General features: G+C 69.2%; 15 protein-coding genes and 2 pseudogenes. 13 read left to right on the top strand and 4 right to left on the bottom strand.

Annotated elements, in window-relative coordinates; translation table 11 throughout:
* On the bottom strand, positions 1–1,602 hold a 1,602-nt coding region (locus ACZ4WV_RS14375), incomplete at its 3' end, for an AMP-binding protein (RefSeq protein ID WP_465746332.1).
* 178 nt (positions 1,603–1,780) lie between these two features.
* Between ACZ4WV_RS14375 and ACZ4WV_RS14370 the strand changes: the two genes are divergently transcribed.
* The gene (locus tag ACZ4WV_RS14370) at positions 1,781–2,587 is read left to right on the top strand and encodes a MerR family transcriptional regulator (RefSeq protein ID WP_465746330.1); all 807 of its coding nucleotides are present in this window, start codon (positions 1,781–1,783) and stop codon (positions 2,585–2,587) included.
* Positions 2,584–3,597: a BtrH N-terminal domain-containing protein gene (locus ACZ4WV_RS14365; protein WP_465746328.1), complete on the top strand. Its 1,014-nt coding sequence runs from the start codon at positions 2,584–2,586 to the stop codon at positions 3,595–3,597. The genes ACZ4WV_RS14370 and ACZ4WV_RS14365 overlap by 4 nt, the downstream gene beginning before the upstream one ends.
* Positions 3,598–3,681: 84 nt before the next feature.
* On the opposite strand, the pseudogene ACZ4WV_RS14360 reads toward ACZ4WV_RS14365, so the two are convergent.
* Positions 3,682–4,082: pseudogene (locus tag ACZ4WV_RS14360) on the bottom strand (SDR family NAD(P)-dependent oxidoreductase); the annotation flags it as partial.
* A 74-nt stretch (positions 4,083–4,156) separates the two neighbouring features.
* Positions 4,157–4,972, bottom strand: coding sequence for an EamA family transporter (locus tag ACZ4WV_RS14355; protein ID WP_465746326.1), 816 nt, complete (start codon positions 4,970–4,972; stop codon positions 4,157–4,159).
* A 201-nt stretch (positions 4,973–5,173) separates the two neighbouring features.
* On the opposite strand from ACZ4WV_RS14355, the gene ACZ4WV_RS14350 reads away from it, so the two are divergent.
* From ACZ4WV_RS14350 to ACZ4WV_RS14315, 8 genes and pseudogenes are all read left to right on the top strand, one after another.
* A complete protein-coding gene (locus ACZ4WV_RS14350) occupies positions 5,174–6,082 on the top strand; it encodes a LysR family transcriptional regulator (RefSeq protein ID WP_465746324.1) in 909 nt (302 codons plus the stop codon).
* A gap of 463 nt (positions 6,083–6,545) precedes the next feature.
* Entirely contained in the window at positions 6,546–7,124 is a 579-nt protein-coding gene (locus ACZ4WV_RS14345) for a TetR/AcrR family transcriptional regulator (protein WP_465746478.1), read from the top strand.
* A 112-nt stretch (positions 7,125–7,236) separates the two neighbouring features.
* Positions 7,237–8,528: pseudogene (locus tag ACZ4WV_RS14340) on the top strand (hypothetical protein); the annotation flags it as partial.
* Positions 8,529–8,573: 45 nt separating this feature from the next.
* Positions 8,574–9,455, top strand: coding sequence for an alpha/beta fold hydrolase (locus ACZ4WV_RS14335; protein ID WP_465746476.1), 882 nt, complete (start codon positions 8,574–8,576; stop codon positions 9,453–9,455).
* 296 nt (positions 9,456–9,751) lie between these two features.
* Positions 9,752–10,393 (top strand): Tn3 family transposase, encoded by a 642-nt coding sequence (locus ACZ4WV_RS14330; protein ID WP_465746474.1) that lies wholly within the window; start codon positions 9,752–9,754, stop codon positions 10,391–10,393.
* 439 nt (positions 10,394–10,832) lie between these two features.
* Positions 10,833–11,264, top strand: a complete 432-nt coding sequence (locus ACZ4WV_RS14325; RefSeq protein WP_465746322.1) for an Rrf2 family transcriptional regulator — start codon at positions 10,833–10,835, stop codon at positions 11,262–11,264.
* A 93-nt stretch (positions 11,265–11,357) separates the two neighbouring features.
* Positions 11,358–12,110 carry an SDR family NAD(P)-dependent oxidoreductase gene (locus tag ACZ4WV_RS14320; protein ID WP_465746320.1) on the top strand — a complete coding sequence of 251 codons (753 nt, stop codon included), beginning with the start codon at positions 11,358–11,360 and terminating at the stop codon, positions 12,108–12,110.
* A gap of 120 nt (positions 12,111–12,230) precedes the next feature.
* Complete coding sequence (locus ACZ4WV_RS14315) at positions 12,231–12,647, top strand: nuclear transport factor 2 family protein (RefSeq protein WP_465746318.1); 417 nt, start codon at positions 12,231–12,233, stop codon at positions 12,645–12,647.
* 321 nt (positions 12,648–12,968) lie between these two features.
* Here ACZ4WV_RS14315 and ACZ4WV_RS14310 read toward each other — a convergent pair whose 3' ends face one another.
* The gene (locus tag ACZ4WV_RS14310) at positions 12,969–13,139 is read right to left on the bottom strand and encodes a hypothetical protein (RefSeq protein ID WP_465746316.1); all 171 of its coding nucleotides are present in this window, start codon (positions 13,137–13,139) and stop codon (positions 12,969–12,971) included.
* Positions 13,140–14,003: 864 nt separating this feature from the next.
* Here ACZ4WV_RS14310 and ACZ4WV_RS14305 point away from each other — a divergent pair.
* The 3 genes from ACZ4WV_RS14305 to ACZ4WV_RS14295 all read left to right on the top strand — a co-directional run bounded on the left by ACZ4WV_RS14305 (position 14,004) and on the right by ACZ4WV_RS14295 (position 16,719).
* Complete coding sequence (locus tag ACZ4WV_RS14305; RefSeq protein ID WP_465746314.1) at positions 14,004–14,483, top strand: hypothetical protein; 480 nt, start codon at positions 14,004–14,006, stop codon at positions 14,481–14,483.
* 573 nt (positions 14,484–15,056) lie between these two features.
* The gene (locus ACZ4WV_RS14300) at positions 15,057–15,956 is read left to right on the top strand and encodes a hypothetical protein (protein ID WP_465746313.1); all 900 of its coding nucleotides are present in this window, start codon (positions 15,057–15,059) and stop codon (positions 15,954–15,956) included.
* Between the two features lie 130 nt (positions 15,957–16,086).
* Complete coding sequence (locus ACZ4WV_RS14295) at positions 16,087–16,719, top strand: hypothetical protein (RefSeq protein ID WP_465746311.1); 633 nt, start codon at positions 16,087–16,089, stop codon at positions 16,717–16,719.
* The last annotated feature ends 238 nt before the right edge of the window (positions 16,720–16,957 follow it).

Here is a 16,957-nt window from a genome sequence, read left to right as displayed (position 1 = left end):
CCCTCCCCCCCCACCCCCCCCCACCCACCCCCCCCCCCCCCCCCCCCCCCCCCCTCCCTTCCTCCCCCCCCCCCCCCCCCCCCCCCCCCCCCCCCCGGCCCCGCCGGTCAGATGGTCCGCCATCGCGCGGGGCGTGGGGTGGTCGAACACCAGGGACGGGCGCAGCGCGACCCCGAGTTCGGTGCCCAGCCGGTCCCGCAGTCGCACGGTGCCCAGCGAGTCCAGACCGGCCTCGGCGAACGGCTGGTCCGGCTCCGGCGCCCGACCGGTGATCCCCTCGGTCTCCCACCGGACCAGGTCCAGCACGTACTGGAACCGCAGCCGTCGCCGGACCGGCTTGCCCGAGGAGGTCTGCGGGATCCGGCTGACCGGGCGGATCGTCTCCGGTACCCGATGCGGCGGCAGCCGCCGACGGCAGAAGGCCAGGACCGCCGCCGGATCCGCCTCGCCGACGACGTAGCCGACCGGCACCTCACCGAGCACCGCGTCGGGTTCCCCCGCCACGGCCGCGTCCCGGACGCCCGGGCAGCGGGCCAGCACCTGCTCGATCTCGGCGGGGTGGATGTTCTCCCCTCCCCGGATGATGACCTCGCTCACCCGCCCGGTGACCACCAGCCGGCCGTTCTCCTCCCGGCCGAGGTCCCCGGTGGCCTGCCAGCCGACAGCGCCGGGCATCCGCAGCTGGAGCTCACCGTCGACGAACCGGGTCTCGATCCCGGGCAGCACCACGCCGTCGACGGCGACCTTCCCGGAGACCTCCGTGCTGCCGTAGCCGTCGTGCAGCTCACGGCCGGACACCCGGCGGAACCGATCCCGCAACTCCTGCGGCAGCGGAGCGCCGGCCGACAGGCAGCGGGGCGGCAGTGGGGCCCCGGCGTCCAGGAGCTGGGTGAAGACCGTCGGCACGCCGCCCAGTGCCGTGAACGGCGTCCGGCGCAGTAGGTCGGCCGCCGCCTCCGGCGTGAAGCGGTCCATCACGTGGGCGCTCGCGCCCAGGGCCAACACGCCCACCACGCACATCGAGTGCCCGAAGGCGTGGAACAGCGGCAGCGGCCACAGCAGGCGGTCCTCGGCGGACATGCCCAGCAGTTGCCGGTAGGCGTGGTCGGCCGACCGGAGCCAGGCCGCCTGCGTCGACAGCACGCCCTTCGGGTCCCCGCTGGTCCCCGAGGTGTAGTGCAGCCAGGCGGGCGCGTCCGGTTCGAGGTCGTCCCGGGGCGGCGTACGCGTGGGAGCGAGCAGGTCGTCCACGGTCACCACCCGGACACCGGCCACCCGTCGGGCCCGCGCCAGATGGGCGCGGTCGGTGATCACCAGGTCGGCGCCGCCGTCGGCCAGGCGGAACCGCAGGTCGTCGTCGCCGATCCGCGGGTCGAGCGGAACGCCGACCGCGGCGGCGCGGGCGACACCGAGGATCGCGGTGACCGCGGGCACCCCGCCGGCCAGGCACAGCGCGACCCGGCTGCCGCGCTCCACCCGGAGGTTGCCGGCCACCAGCGCCGTGTGGCGGGCGAGGCCGCCGTAACTCAGCGCGCCGCGGGCGTCGGCGAAGGCGGTCTTGTCCGGATGCTCCGACGCGTGCCGGAGGATCAGCTCGTGCATCTGGCACCCCTGCCTTCCGCGGTGTGGTGAACGGGTTGCCGCAACAGTCACGCGCGGCGTGTTCTTCCGTCAAACCCGAAATACCGGCAGCGAGTAGGGCGTCCTTGAGTCAGTCCATTAGTCAGTGCATCGACTCGGCGCTGGACTCTCCCACCGTGGGAGAGTCCACCATGATGGCGTGCACGACGAACTCCTCACCATCGGGCGCTTCGCCCGCCTGTGCCGCCTCAGCGTGAAACAGCTACGGCACTACGACGACACGGGGCTGCTGGCTCCCATCCGCGTGGACGCCGGCTCCGGCTACCGCTACTACGCACCCGAACAGGCGCGTGACGCCCTGACCATCGCCCTGCTGCGCGAGATGGATCTCCCCCTGGCCGTGATCGCCCAGGCACTGGCCGCCGGGCCTGAGCGCAGGGCAGGGATCCTGCGCGCCGAACGGGACCGGCTGGCCGAACGGATCAGCAGGGACCAGGCCCGGCTGGAGATGCTGGAACGGCTGACGGAAAGCGGTCTGCCCGGCTACGAGGTGACGCTGGGCAGGGAGCCGGAGCGACGGCTGGCGGTGATGCGAGCGGTCAGCACCCCCGCGGAGATCGCAACCAGGATCGAGGAGTGCGTAGGCCGACTGCTGCCCGCACTCGGCACGACGGGAATCACCTGGGAGCCGCCGCTGTGGGGGCTGTACCCGCTGGACCTGGAAGAGCGGATGGAGATCGCCGTCGGAGCGCAGACCCCGCAGGGGGAAGGCATGCCCGGCCTGGAATTCGCGATGCTGCCCGGCGGATTCGTCGCCGAGACCACGCACATCGGACCCTACGGGCACCTGCCGTTGGCCTACAACGCGCTCTTCGCCGCCATCCACGAGCGCGGACTGCGCCCGCAAGCACCCGTACGCGAGGCGTATCTCGTCGGACCGGCAGAGGCACCACAAGAAGAACTGCTGACCCGACTGGTCATCCCCGTCCAGGAGAGCACCGCATGACCACGGTCATAGGCATCGACGCCCGCGCCACGCAGCACTGCGAGACCACAGCCCTGGGGGTGCTGCTGCGGCACCAGGGACTCGATCTGTCCGAGCCCATGCTGTTCGGCCTCGGCTCCGGTCTGTCCTTCATCTACTGGGACGGCAAGAACATGGACTTCCCCTTCCTCGGGGGACGGGTCAAGCCCTTCGACCTCACCAGAAACCTCGCCACCAGGCTCGGGCTGGAACTCCTGACCCGGGAGACCACCTCCCCGCGCAAGGCATGGGACAACGTGGCGGCCTCCATCGACGCCGGCCACCCCGTCGGACTCCAGCTCGACAGCCACCACCTGGACTACTTCGGCTACGACGTCCACTTCGGCGGCCATATCGTCGCCATGTACGGCTACGACGACCACAAGGCCTACCTGGTGGACACCCACCAGCAAGGCGGAGCCGTCTCCACCAGCCTGACCAGCCTCGCCCAGGCCAGAGCCGCGCGCGGCCCGATGACCGCCAAGCACCGCTCCTTCACCCTCACCGCGCCGGAAAACCTCCCCGCCCCGCACGAACACATCATCCCCGCCATCACCGCCTGCGCCGACGCCTTCCTCAACCCGCCCATCGCCAACCTCGGCCACCGCGGCATCGAGAAGGCCGGCAAGCTGGTACGCACCTGGCTCCAGCGCACCGACGACCCCCAGCGAGACCTGCCTCAGGCCGCCCTGTTGATGGAGAGGGCCGGCACCGGCGGCGCCCTGTTCCGCAACCTCTACCGCGACTTCCTCGCCGAATGCACCGACCTGCTCGACAGCAGCCACCTGCGCACCGGCCACACGCTGTACACCGAGGCGGCCACCCTGTGGACGGAGGTAGCAGCACTGATCGAGAAGGCCGGTGAATCGGGCGATGCGCAGTGCCTCGCCCAGGCCGGCTCGATCCTCGGCGATCTCTCACGTGTAGAGCGCGAGGCCATGGAGGCGCTGAGCTGCCTGGGCAGTGAGACCCCAAGAATGATCCAGCCCTGACTGTCTTCGAGAACCATGGCGACCTCAAGCGGTCAGCGGATCACCTCATAGATGATCATGTCGTCCTGGAGGTGTAGGTGCGTGGTCGATCCCCCGGCGGGCCGGGACGGCGGCGAGCACTCCCGACCCCGTCCCGAGGTCCCATGCGGTACGGCGACCCGTACGACGGGCCGCCAGCGCGGGGAGCGGGAGCGGCGCTGGGCAATGAGGTCAACATATTCGCCCCTGACGGGGGAGGTCAGGTCGGCGGGCTGCAAGCTGAAGACGTCGTGCACGCCCTGCGCTGCCGCGCGCAGGGACTGCGGGTCGTCGAGGTCGCCGGTGACCAGTTTCGCGCCGAGCGCCTGAAGGTGCTTGGCGCCAGGCTTGCCCGAGTCACGGACGAGGACGCGCACCGCCCAGCCGCTGTCGAGCAACCTGCGGGCGACAGCGCTGCCCTGACCGCCGGTCGCACCCGTAACCAGGACGGACTTCATCTCCGGCACTGCGAGATCCTTCCAACTCCAACGCTTCAAAGATAAGGCCGTATCCCGTGCCCAGGAGTCTTACCGACGTGCCGTCAGCCGAGTGGGCGGGGAAGTTGCCCGGCAACGATCGCGGCGAGCGAGAGCACGAATCCCACGAGCTGGACAGGCCCGAGCGTCTGGCCGAGCACGACGGCGCCGAGAACGGCGGCGACCAGCGGCGAGAGCAGGACGAGCACCGCGACAGAGCTGACGGGCAGTGTGGTGACGCCGCGGAACCACAGCACATAGGCGAGCAGACCGCCGGCCAGACCCATCCAGAGGTAGCCGAGGACAGCCGACATGCCGATTGCAGGAGGTGCCCCCTCGACGAGAAACGTGACCGGCACCAGGAACAGACCCCCCGCGGTGAGCTGCCAACCGGCGAAGGCGGTATGGCTGGCCCTGGTGGGACGCCCCCAGCGCTTGGTGAGTGTCACCCCGAGCGCCATCGAGGCGGCGCTCGCCAGGCCGGCCACCACCCCGACGGGGTCGAGTGCCGCCTTCGGCCCGATCACCACCAGACCGACGCCCGCGACCCCCACTGCCCCCCAGGCGAGGCGCCAACCGGACAGGCGCTCTCGCAGGACCGCCACGGCCAGGACGGCGACGGCGAGCGGCTGGGCCGCCGCAAGGGTGGCGGCAACGCCTCCCGGCAGGCGTTCGGCCGCGATGAAAAGCAGCGGGAAGGTCAGGCCGATGTTCAGCAGGCCGAGCGCCGCGGCCTTCCCCCACCACGCACCGCGCGGCAGCGTCCGCGTGATCGCCAGCGCGATCAGGCCGGCGGGCAGCGCCCGCAGCAGGCCCGCGAACAGCGGATGCCCTGCCGGGAGGAGCTTGGTGGTGACCACGTAGGTGGTGCCCCACACCATGGGTGTGAGGGCGGTCAGGAGGGTGCGCGGCAGATTTCCACGGGGAGCATCGGGCGCCCCGGGAACACCACGGCCGGCTCGGTCGGAAACCCTCTGTACTGCTGGACTTGCTGGACTTGTCACGCTCGCAGTTCATCCCGCAGCGATCAATGAGTCCAACACATGTTTGTCACTCTATTGATCTCGATCCAAGATGGATACATGGAGCTCCAGCAGATGCGCTACGTCATCGCCGTCGCCGAAACGAACAGCTTCACCCGGGCCGCCGAACGGTGCCTGGTCGTCCAGTCCGCCCTGAGCCACCAGATCGCGCGCCTGGAACGGGAGTTGGGCGCGCGGCTCTTCGAGCGGACCAGCCGACGGGTGCGGCTGACGCCGGCCGGTGCGGCGTTCCTGCCCGCTGCCCGCCAGTGCCTGGACGCCGCCGAGCGCGCGGCGGCCGAGGTCGCGGCGACGGTCGGAGAGGTACGCGGACGGCTCGCCGTGGGACTGATCCCCACCGTCGCCGCAGTCGATGTCCCTGGTGCGCTGCGCGACTTCCGCGAGCGGTACCCGCACGTGCGCATCGCCCTCCGGGTGGGTGCCAGCGAGGATCTCGTCGAGCAGGTCAGGGAAGGAGCCATCGACGTGGCCTTCCTCGGGCTGCCGACCACGGCGCGGTCGCACGGTGTCGCCGCCCGCGAGCTCGCCCGCGACCGGCTCGTCGCCGTGGTCGCGCCGGACCACCCGCTCGCCGGCGAAACGGAGGTCGACCTGCGCAGGCTCGCGTCCGAGGTGTTCGTGGACCTTCCGGCCGGCACTGCCGGACGTGTCCAGTCCGACCAGGCCTTCGCGGCCGCCGGCCTCAGCCGCGACGTCGCCTTCGAGGTGACCAGCGCAGATTTCATGGCCCGCCTGGTCGGGCAGGGCCTCGGCATCGCCATGTTCGCCTCCGCCTACGTGCCGCAGCTCACCGGCGTCACCACCATCGAGGTCGCCGACGCACCGGCCCGCGTCGAGTACGTCATCTGGAGCCCCGTCAGCCGCACGCCCGCGGCAACCGCCTTCCTGGACATCCTCGACATCCTCGGCCCCCCGGCGGCAGCCGACCCTCACCTCACAGGGCGGTAAGTGACTTGCTGCCCGGTTCGGTGTCGCCTGATGGTGTGACGGTGGGGACTCCGGGCTGGTCGAGGGTTGGGCAGTGTTGGAGTGACGGGGTGAGCGACCGCAAGCCATCGCGCAGCGCATGAAGCTCGTTTTAGACAACCGCCAAGACCACCACCCTCCTAGCAGGATCGCGCGCGCTCCCTCCTCATGCGTTCCCGACCTACACGAGCCATCTTGCTGCTAAGTGGGTGGATGTCTTGGCGATTGTCTAAAGCAAGCTTTTTCGATGCCCGCCCCCTCTCCGCCTTCCTACCTGTTCAACATCAAAGCCAGCGGCCCCGGGCATGGCCTGAGCCCGCTGCGCGACCCGGACGCCGCGGAGGACGCCGATGACGAGTGGCGTGAGGCCGGCCTGCGGGTCAGCGCATGGTCAGGCCGCGGTCCCTTTCTTGAGCAAGCGATCCAGATAGGTTACGGTGGAGCCATGGCAAGGACCCGGGAGTTCGACACTGAGGCGGCGGTGAGCCGCGCCATGGAACTGTTCTGGATGCGTGGCTACGAGGCCACTTCGGTCCGCGACCTGACCCAGCAACTGGGAATCGGGCAGGGATCCTTGTATGCCGCGTTCGGCGACAAGGAGGGCCTGTACCGGGCGGCGCTGGAGCACTACCGCACCACCCTCGCGGCGGCCGCCCTGCGCAGCCTGGAGGAGGGAGCGGACGCCCGGTCGGCGATCCGTACGATGCTGGTCGAGCGGGTCCGGATCGCCGTGGAAGGCGACGGCCGGGGCTGCCTGGCAGTCAACGCCGCCTGCGAGCGCCTGCCGAAGGATGCGGCGATCCGGCGCACCGTGCGGGACATGCAGGACGCCAGTCGGGACGCGCTCGCGGAGGTGCTGCGGGTCGCGGCGGAGCGGGGCGAGGTCGCGGCGCGGCACGACCCGCACACGCTGGCCGCTTTCCTCGTCACGTTCCTCAACGGACTGCTGGTCTCCTCGAAGATCACCCCGGATGCCCACGCCTTCGAACCCCTCGTGGAGGTCGCCCTGGCCGCCCTCGGCTGACTTTTTCATGCCCGCAAACTGTATCAGTCGATCCAGAAAAGGGGCCGAAGCCCGCATGAGCACGGGATCCGGCGACATCCACCCCTGCTTCATCGACGCCTTCGGAGGACCCATGCCCCCCGCGCCCACTCCGAGCACACCCGCTCTCGGCGGTAGCTGCTGGAACACCTTCCCCGCCGGTGGCACCACCCTGACAGCCCGCGATTTCCTCACCGCCACCGAGCCGCTGCTGCAGGGCATCGTCGATGACAACGCCCTCACCAGCGCCGACGGTGAAGTGCTGGAGGGCCAGATCCGCGCGACTCTCGCCCTCGGCACCCGGGAGAGCTCCCTGCCGCTGGCCATCGGCCCGGACAGCTCCTCGGCAGCACGCGAACTGGGCACACAGGCCGAGACGATCGGCCGGGAGCTCGTCTCCTGGGCCACCGCCGCGGCCTTGAAGAGGCTGCTCGCTGACCGGATACCGCTGCCCGCCGGACCGCTGGTCGTCCGCAGCCACTGCTATGGCCACCTGCTCACCCCTCCCGCGGCCGATCTGCTCCGCGGCCGGCGCGGCGGGCCTGTCACGATGCAGCTCTCCAACGAGTGGCTGCATCAGATAGTCCTGCTGCGCGACGCCCTGCTGCCCTTCACAACTGGCAGGACGTGCCGCTCCTGATCACCCCAACCGGGCTGCGGCACACCGAACCGGCCCGCGACGCGTTCCTCACCGAACTGCTGGTCCGCCAGATCCGGCACTCCAGCATCATGGACTCCGCCCGCCACGTCGTCACCGGCACCTCCGGCCCGGCCGACTACGGCTTCGAGACGGGTGGCGGCACCGCCCTGCCCGCCGTCCTCGACCAGCTGCACCTGACCGCGCCCCGGCACCTGCTGACCTGGCGCACCGACCCGGTCGCCGAAGACACCGTCACGTATGTCACCGAAATACAGGACTACTACGCCGCTCCCCGCACCCTCGTCGAAGACCTGCCGCCCGCCAACACCGCATCGGGGCCGCTCACCGCCCGTACCATCACCGGGCCGATCACCGACGGGACTCGCACCGCCCGCATCGAGATCGCCCGCGACGTCACCACCGCCCACGTCGACCTCGGCCAGGCCCTGCGCGGCCACCGCTTCGCCCACCGACCGGACCCGGCCACAGGCGCCGCACACTCCGTTGCCGCGCCCGGCACTGCAGATGTGTGGTCCGCACTGCGCGCACCGGGGCTGGTGTGGACGCAAGCAGGCGACGTCACCCTGGACGCCACCGGCCAGGACGACCTCGTCGTACTGGCCCTGCTCGGCCGGCTCTACCCGGAGAACGTCACCCTGGACCCCGCAGGCCGTTCCGCTGCCCGGCCGACCTCGGACGGCACTGGACCGAGCCGCCTGGTGACGATCGTCGGCCCTCCCCAAAGCCCACTGACACCCGTATCGCGAAGCACACCAGGAAGGTTGGCGAACATGATGTTCGACCATGACAGAATGCCCGTCCGCACGGGCCGAGCCGCCGTCAACGGAACGAGTCTGCACTACCGCACAGCCGGATCCGGCCCCGCGGTGGTGCTCCTGCACGGCGTGCCCAAGACCAGCTACCACTGGCGCCACCTCGTCCCGAAGCTGACGCCCCACTACACCGTCGTCGTGCCGGACCTCCGTGGTCTCGGCGACTCCGCCCGACCGTCGGACGGCTACGACTCCGCGACGATGAGTGACGACATCGCCGAGCTGATGGCCCATCTCGGACACGAGACATACGCCGTGGCGGGTGAGGACTGGGGAGCGGTGATCGGCTACCAGCTCGCCGCCCGCCACCGCGACCACGTCACCGCTCTCGTGTTCGCCGAGGCGCTGTTCCCCGGATTCGGCTTCGAGGACCACACGGCCCTCACCCCCGAGAATGTCTCCAGCGGCCTGCACCTGTGGCATCTGGGCTTCTACTTCCAGCCGGACGTACCCGAGATGCTGATCGCCGGACACGAGCGCGAGCTGATCACCTACATGATCAAGTACGAGCGTAACCACCCTGACACCGCCACTCCCGACGCGGTCGACGAATACGTGCGCTGCTACTCCATGCCCGGCGGCATCCGCGCGATGCTCTCCGTCTACCGGGCAATGCTCGTCGATGCCGAACAGAACCGGCAGGCCGCGCAGAAGAAACTGGACATCCCGGTCCTGGCGCTCGGCGGATCCGCGTTCATCGGCGACCGCAACGAGTCCCAGATGCGGCTCATGGCCCACGACGTCACGGGACATGTCTTCGACGCCGGCCACGACCTGGCGGAGGAAGTGCCCGACGAGATGGCCGACGTCGTCATTCCGTTCCTGGCCGCGCATCTGTAACCGCACCCGGCCGCCGAGGTTGGCGAGCTGAAGCGGCCTGCAGGCCGTGGGGACCTCCTGGCTGAGGGGACCTGCCCGGACCCGCGCTGCCAGGAGGCCCCGTGGCACCCGACGACTCTCCGGTCGATGTGCGCTCGGCAATCCTCACCCGGCGGCGGTGAGAGCGTCGATCTGCCGTTCGAGCTCTGCACTACGACCGTGATCACCACGCCCGCACCCAGGCCCAGGCCCGACGTACGGCGCTCGAAACCGGCGGACAGCTGACGTTCGACTTGTAGGCGAACGCAGCAAGATCAATCTCGGCGGCACTTCTTGTACCGCAACTACTCACACTCGGAGAGCCCCGCGAGTTCGCGGAGACTGAAGGTTCCTCAAGGCGAACCCACGGGCTGACCACCCCGATTCTCGCGAAAGAACCCGCGAGTAGAGCCGAGTACGTGCACATCGACGCCCTGTTCGGGGAGCCGGGCCGCAACGTCATCGAATCCGAACTGATCGAGCCCCAGTTCCGGCACCTCATGCGGGTGGCCGTCTCCGTGCGGGAGGGCGCCATCTCCTCCACGCCGCTGCTGCGGCGCCTGCGGGCGGGCTCACGCAAGAACGCCACATACACGGCCTTCCGCGAGGTCGGCCGCGTCATCCGCACCGTCCAGCTGCTGCGCTACCTCTCGGACGCCCCGCTGCGCCGGCGGGTGATCGCCGCCACGAACAAGGTCGAGGCGTTCAACGGCTTCTCCCAGTGGATCGACTTCGGCAATGGCGGCGTCGTCACCGACAACGACCCCGTCGAGCAGGAGAAGACCGCGAAGTTCAACGCCCTGCTCACGAACGCGGTGATCTTCCACAACGCCCTGGACATCGCCGAGATCGTGCGCCAGCTCCAGGAGGAGGGCTACGTCATCGACCCGAGGACCTCGCCCACATCTCGCTGTACCTGACCGAGCACATCCGCCGCTTCGGCGAGTACTCCACCCACGAACTCGGCATCCAGCCCGAGGCGTACGACCCGCATCTGGACGTCGACTTCAGCCCGCTCCGAGGCAACGACCCGCCCACCCCGGACGGTTACGGCCAGGCGGCATGATCAGGAGAAGTCGGCCCTGGAGTCCTCCTAGCCCAGACACCAGGGGACACCTGACCCGCCGGTAGGTTGGCGGGGCCGTACCGCCGTTCGGCTTCCGTCTGGATGCTGGCCCTGGTGCGTTCCAGGACTCGATAGACGGTGGCCCGGCTGACGGAGAACTCGGCGATGGTGTGCTCGCGGGTGGCGTGCTCCTTGACGAGGCCGGCCAAGCCAGCACCGCATGACTTGCCGCGTGAAGTTGTAACAACTACAGTTACGACTAGGACCGAGGGGCGAGGGAGGTGGAGTCCGACGTGAGTGCCAACAGCAGACTGACCATCGCGGCGCACGCCCTGACATGGATCGGGCTGTATCAGCGGCGCGGCCACGAGGTCGCGACCTCCGAGCAGATCGCGACGAGCGTCAACACCAACCCGGTGGTGATCCGCCGCCTGCTGGGCGAGCTGCGCAAGGCCGGCCTGGCCGATTCACGGCGGGGTGCGGGCGCAGGCTGGATGCTCGCGCGGGACCTGGCGGCGATCACCCTGCTCGACGTCTACCAGGCGATCGAACCGGGACCGGTCTTCGCCCTGCATCGCGCGACACCGGATCCCGAGTGCGTCGTGGGCCACGGCATCGGGCCGGCGATGACCGCCGTGTACGGCAACGTGGAGGCTGCGCTGCGCAGGGAGCTGGCCAAGACCACGTTGGAGGACGTGCTGCGGGACGTCTTGAAAGCCGCCTGACCTCGGACCGTCGACCTTCCTTGATCGAGGGGGGTCGCATTCCGCGCACATCGATGTAACCAAAATAGTTACACTAAGGAAACGCAGAGTCTCATGGGACAACTGGAAGACAAGACCGCCCTCGTCACCGGCGCCTCCAGCGGCATCGGCCTGGCGATCGCCCGCCGTTTCGCCGCCGAGGGCGCCACCGTCTACCTGACCGGGCGCCGCAAGGCCGCGCTGGACGCCGCCGTCGCGCAGGTCGGCGCCCGCGGCATCGCCGTCCAGGGCGACGCCTCGGACCTCGGCGACCTCGACCGACTCTTCGCCGAGATCGCGAACCGCAGCGGCCGCCTGGACATCGTGGTGGCCAACGCCGGGGTCGGCGACTACGGCCCGCTCGGCGCGATCACCGAGGAGGAGTACGACCGCACTACCTCGATCAATCTCAAGGGCACGGTCTTCACTGTCCCAAAGGCGCTGCCGCTGCTGACGGCCGGCGCCTCGGTGATGCTGCTCTCCTCCAGCGCGGCCCTGCGGGCCACCCCGGGCCTGGGCGTCTACGCCGCCACCAAGGCCGCGATCCGCAGCCTCGCCCGCACCTGGGCCGCGGAACTGGTCGGCCGCGGAATCCGCGTCAACACCCTCACCCCAGGCCCTGTCGAGACCCCGGGCCTGGACGAGCTTCTCGCAGCTTTCCCGCACGGCGATCGGCCCACCGCGGCCGAGCCAGCCCCACCGACCCCGCTCGGCCGTGCCGGCCGTCCCGACGAGGTCGCCGCCGCCGCCCTCTACCTGGCCGGCGATCAAAGCAGTTTCACCACCGGCGCGGAACTGCTCGTCGACGGCGGCGCCACACAGCTCTAGGCGTCGAGTTCGCGCCGGTCGACCTCGGCGCGCTGCGTGAAGGCGCGGCAAGCACTTCCTGTTCCAGGGCTGAGGCTCGACCGACACCTCAAGCAGACGAAGAGACAAAGGACAAGGACCATGGCAACAGATACTCAGACGTCGCGGACCGTGGCCGAGAAGTTCCTGGAGAGCCTCGGCAGGCGGGACCCCGACGGCATCCAGGAACTGTTCTCCGAGGAGATCGACTGGCACGTCCCCGGCAGTGACGCGCTGCCCTGGACCGGGCGCCGTACCCGCCGGGAGGAGGTCGCGCCGTACTTCACCACGATGTGGCCGCACTTCGCGCACGGCCAGAGCAAGGTCGTGCTGGAGCGCTTCATCGTCGACGGTGGTGACGTGGTGCTGCTGGCGGTCTTCACGCACACCGTCGCGGCCAGCGGCAAGGAGTTCACCACACCGGTGGCCATGCACCTGGCGGTCGAGGGCGGCAGGATCGTTCGCATGCACCTGTACGAGGACACGCTGACCGTTGCCGAGGCGTTCGACACCGCCTGAGAGGAGGGCGCTCAGGGGCCCCGCGGCCCGGGGCGGCCCGGCCGGGCATGTACGCAGAGGGTCAGCCGGGACACGACCAAAGCCGAAACGGAGAGCAGAACTCGCCCCCGGCCGATCGCTACCAGCCAGCACGTTGGGGCGGTCGGCCTTCGGGGCTGACTGCCGATCAGTTTCACCAGCGACGCCAGGCCGTCGGCCGGTGTCGCCATGTCGACCTGGCCAGGACGCTAGTGCCGCATCAGGCAACGTTCGCCCTGCCGTGACGTGGCCGGGATCCGTCCCGCTGTTCGCGAGGTCAGTCAGGTGTGTCCCGGTGGCGCTTCAGTCGGACTCGCTGGCGGACGAGAGGCCCTCGACGAAGGATCCGAAGTCCGAGGCGAGGGCCAACTCCACGAAGTCGACGTCGAACCACGCGACTGAAGGTTCCCCATGTCGGCCGCACGCCCGGTAGTCCAGCGCGATCCAGCAAGGCCCGTCACCCGAGAGGAGCACGGCAGGCGAGGGTAGACCCCATTCCTCGACCAGGTAGGGGGTGTCGAGCAAGGACGGCCAGGGCCTGGGCCGCGGCGGATCAGGCGGTCCACGGCAACCGGGTCGCCGGGAGCCTGCACGCGCAGGGCGGCGAGTTTGATCACCTCGACGTCGCCGAGGGCGTCGAGGTCGTCCTCGACGCGGTCGGGGGTAGCGCAGTAGGTGAGGTCGCAGTCGCGTTTGGTGAGGCGCTCCAGGACCAGCACCAGCTGGTCCTCTGCCCAGCGCAGGGCTTCGGCGGCCGGTTGGCGATCGAGGGTCCAGCCGGTGGCGCCCTCGGGGGTCGTCCCAGGCGTGCCAGACGGTAGCGGTGGTCTCGTCGAGCCACACGGTGTGCAGGTCGGCGTCCAGGACCGCCGCGCCGCCAGTGCCATCAAGTCGACGGCGTCGGGGGCCATGGCGTCGGCACGGGAAGTGGCGGCCGAGTAGTCGGTCTCGGTCAGGATGGACGTGAGCTAACTGCGCTCCGACTGCGGTAAGGCGCTGGGTCCCAGATAACGCTGGCTCCCTCGAGCCGGAGGCGAACGCGCCCCGACCCGCGCTGGCGCCAGACAATCGCGCCCTCCCGGGGCCGCCGTTGGGGTCACGACGTCACGGTCACCTCCGGGCTGTTCGAGTGGACGCCAAGTACGACGCCGGGTGAGAGCGCCCCGAACTGAGCCGGTTCGTGCAAAAACGGAATGTCAGGTTGGCGCTCCGGCACCTCCGGGCGTGCGTCCCCACCGCCGACGCCGACAACCACGCACTGCTTCCCGTCGATCGCACCCGTGAAGGCGAGGAAGGCGCTGCGTCGTACGTATCCCCATCTCGAAGGAAGGTCCACTCGTGAAGAAATCCCATCGTTGCCTGATGGCGAACGCCCTAACCGCGGTATGCAGCCTCGCTCTCGCGGCGCCGGCTCATGCCTCGACCACCTTCAAGGCCCGGCCCCCTGCCCGCTCCGCGGTCTCCGTCACCGAGCCGCGGCAGATCCTCCAGCCGCCCGCAGACGCCAGGACGGATGCCCTGGTGAACACCGCCTGTACGCAATGGCGCGCGGAGGGGTGGCCGACGACCAGTGGGATCTACACCTGGAACAACGGCCAGCGCGTCCAGGGCGGCGCAGGCTACGACAACCGCGATGGCCAGCTGCCCGGCGGAACCACGTACTACAAGTACGACATCCCGGTAGCCCCAAAGGGTGCATACGACCCCGTGAAAAACCGAGGCGTGACGAGACTGGTGCGCTCCGCCGCCGGCGACGTTTACCTGACCCTCAACCACTACAAGGACTTCCGGCAACTGACGCACTGCTCCGCCGCTTGAGCCGAGGCCCGGCCGCGTGAGGGAGCGTCCTGCGAGCCGTAAGGCATCGGGTGGGTCTGAATCCTGGCAGCCCTTGGTGTTGACGGCCGCCGACGTCTTGCTCATCAATTTCATTGATGGATTGACGAATGCCGGCGCCGGGGCTTCGTTGCAGTGCTGCTGTACCTGGCGCTGCGCGTCGCATCGACGGAGCGGGCAGTGCGGAGCGGCGGCGTTCATCGGAGGATGGACGGCCCGCCCCCGCTTGGACGTCGAGAGGCGGGCCGCCACCTCTTGGAGCGCGCATCGTTCGTCTGGATTCCAGGCCGGCGGCCTCTGCGGTGTTCTCCCGTGGAGGCGCTCGGACCGGTCGAGGCGGCGCACTTCTCACGGCCTGGTTCGCGCCGCCTGGTGGAGTGAATTCCGTTGGCCGGGCCGCATATTCGGTGACCGGATGTGCCATGGTGTAAATGGTTCGTCCGGGAACCATTTGATGGGGTTCATCGGATCGCCGCCGCCCTGCGCTGCGGTCGACCACTCGCCCGGGCCTGTGCGCCGGCCTCGGTGCCCTTGTTGAATGCGGAGGAGAGTGCAGTGGCAGAAGTGCGTCGCGATGCCGGGAAGAACGACTCCGAGGGTAAGCCGTGGATGATCCGGTACGTCGGCGGAGACCAGGGCTGGTCGAGCCCGTCGGCCGTCGCGGAGGTCATCGGCGGCTGGCGCCCCGCGCTCGCATCGTTCGCACAGTACCCGCAGAAGGCGAAGCTGTACTGCTTCTACACCGGTACATCGGGCGACCAGGCACTGAACTGGTCCGCTTGGGACGGTACGCAGTGGTCCCCCGGCCAGGACTCCTCACGTACCGTGCTCTACCGCGTGAGCGCGGCACGGCGCAACGAGTTGCTGCACTGCGTGTACACCACCGACGAGTCCGGCACGCTCAACTGGGCCTCCACGAAGGACGGCGTCACGTGGAGCAAGGGAGTCGGGGTCGCGGGTATCTCGGCGTACTGGTACGACCTGGCATGCGTCAACAACAAACTGATCATGGTCTACACCGGCAACGACTACGACCTGCACTGGACTTCCTTCGACGGAACGAAGTGGGCCGCTGGGCAGCCGATGGCCAACCAGCGGCGCTGCTCCGCCGTGCCGGCGCTGGTCTCCTTCCGGGGAATCCCGCACTGCGTCTACCAGACGTTCGATGGGTCCCTGCTGTGCACCCGATACGACCAGGGCACCTGGAGCACGCCGTCTCCTCTGCCCGGCTTCACTGGTGTCGCCTACCCCGCGCTGGGCAGCACCAAGGACGACCAGCGGCTCGTCTGCCTCGTGTCGTACTTCGACTACGGCTTGTGGTGGAGCGAGTTCGACGGCAAGAAGTGGTGGGACAAGCCCCGCCACGTCTCCGGCATCAGCGACCCCAACAGCCAGCCCGCACTCGGCTTTCACGACGGCTCCCTGTACGCGGTCTACACGACTCCCGGTGCCTGACGCACCTCGTTGTCCGACCGGCGTCACGCCGCCGTCCCGACAAGGCCTCAGGCGCTTCCGGACCCACGTCCGCACCCATGACCTGCCCGGAGGGCCGATCCTCCGGGTGCCCAGTGAAGGAGAACCCGGCATGACCTACACCCTCAACATCAACCCTCTGGGAAACCTCGACTACATCACCAAAGTGCTCAAGCAGCAGGTCGTCGTCGCCAAGAGCACCACCATCGGGGGCGACGGCACCAAGCACGACAACGACGACCAGCCCACCAACGTCGGCTGGCTGATCTTCACGCCCATGGAATCCAACAACATCACCTGGGACGTCAAGTACACCCTCTATGCCAGCACGACGGACATCAAGAACGGTGCCACCATCTACCAGGCCTCCTGGGTCGACCCGCCGGCCGACTCCGGCCTCTACTACGAGTTCGACGGCGGCGCGTTCAGCCGGGGCGCTAAGGCGGGGGAAGGCCAGTTCTGGGTCCACAACAACACCACCGACGTCTACAACTTCGGTATCTCCCAGGCCGCGAACCTCACATCCGGCAATTTCTCCCCCCTGATCATCACCCCGCTCGGAGGAGACGAAAAGTGCAGCTTCACCCCTGAGCAGACGGTCAGCGTCTTCTTGTCCAAGCACGTAGACAACGGGACGATCATCCTGGAGGAATGGAGCAACCCTTGCACGGTCACTCTCCTGGACAACCAGCCCGTCACCTTGCTCTTCGACAAGGACAACTCCCGCTTCTACGTCCAGAACTAGCATGAGGGTGGCCCCCGCGTCGAACGGCTCCGCTGTTCGACGCGGGGGCCGTCCACATGCGAGGAAGCTCGTCAGGCCAGCCACAGCACTTCCCTACGCCCGAGACCACCGAGTAAGCGCGCTGACTCCAGCCGGCCTCTCAGGCCGACTCGCGCCGCCGGCCTCCGACACGCCCACGCGCTCTTACCGATGCTCTCGGCTTTCGCCGACATCTCCTCGGTCCTCGAGCCAGAACCGA

It is taken from the genome of Kitasatospora sp. NPDC029312 (assembly GCF_055569215.1).
Note: the sequence above shows the minus strand (reverse complement) of the source record. Positions and strands in the feature narration are given on the sequence as shown.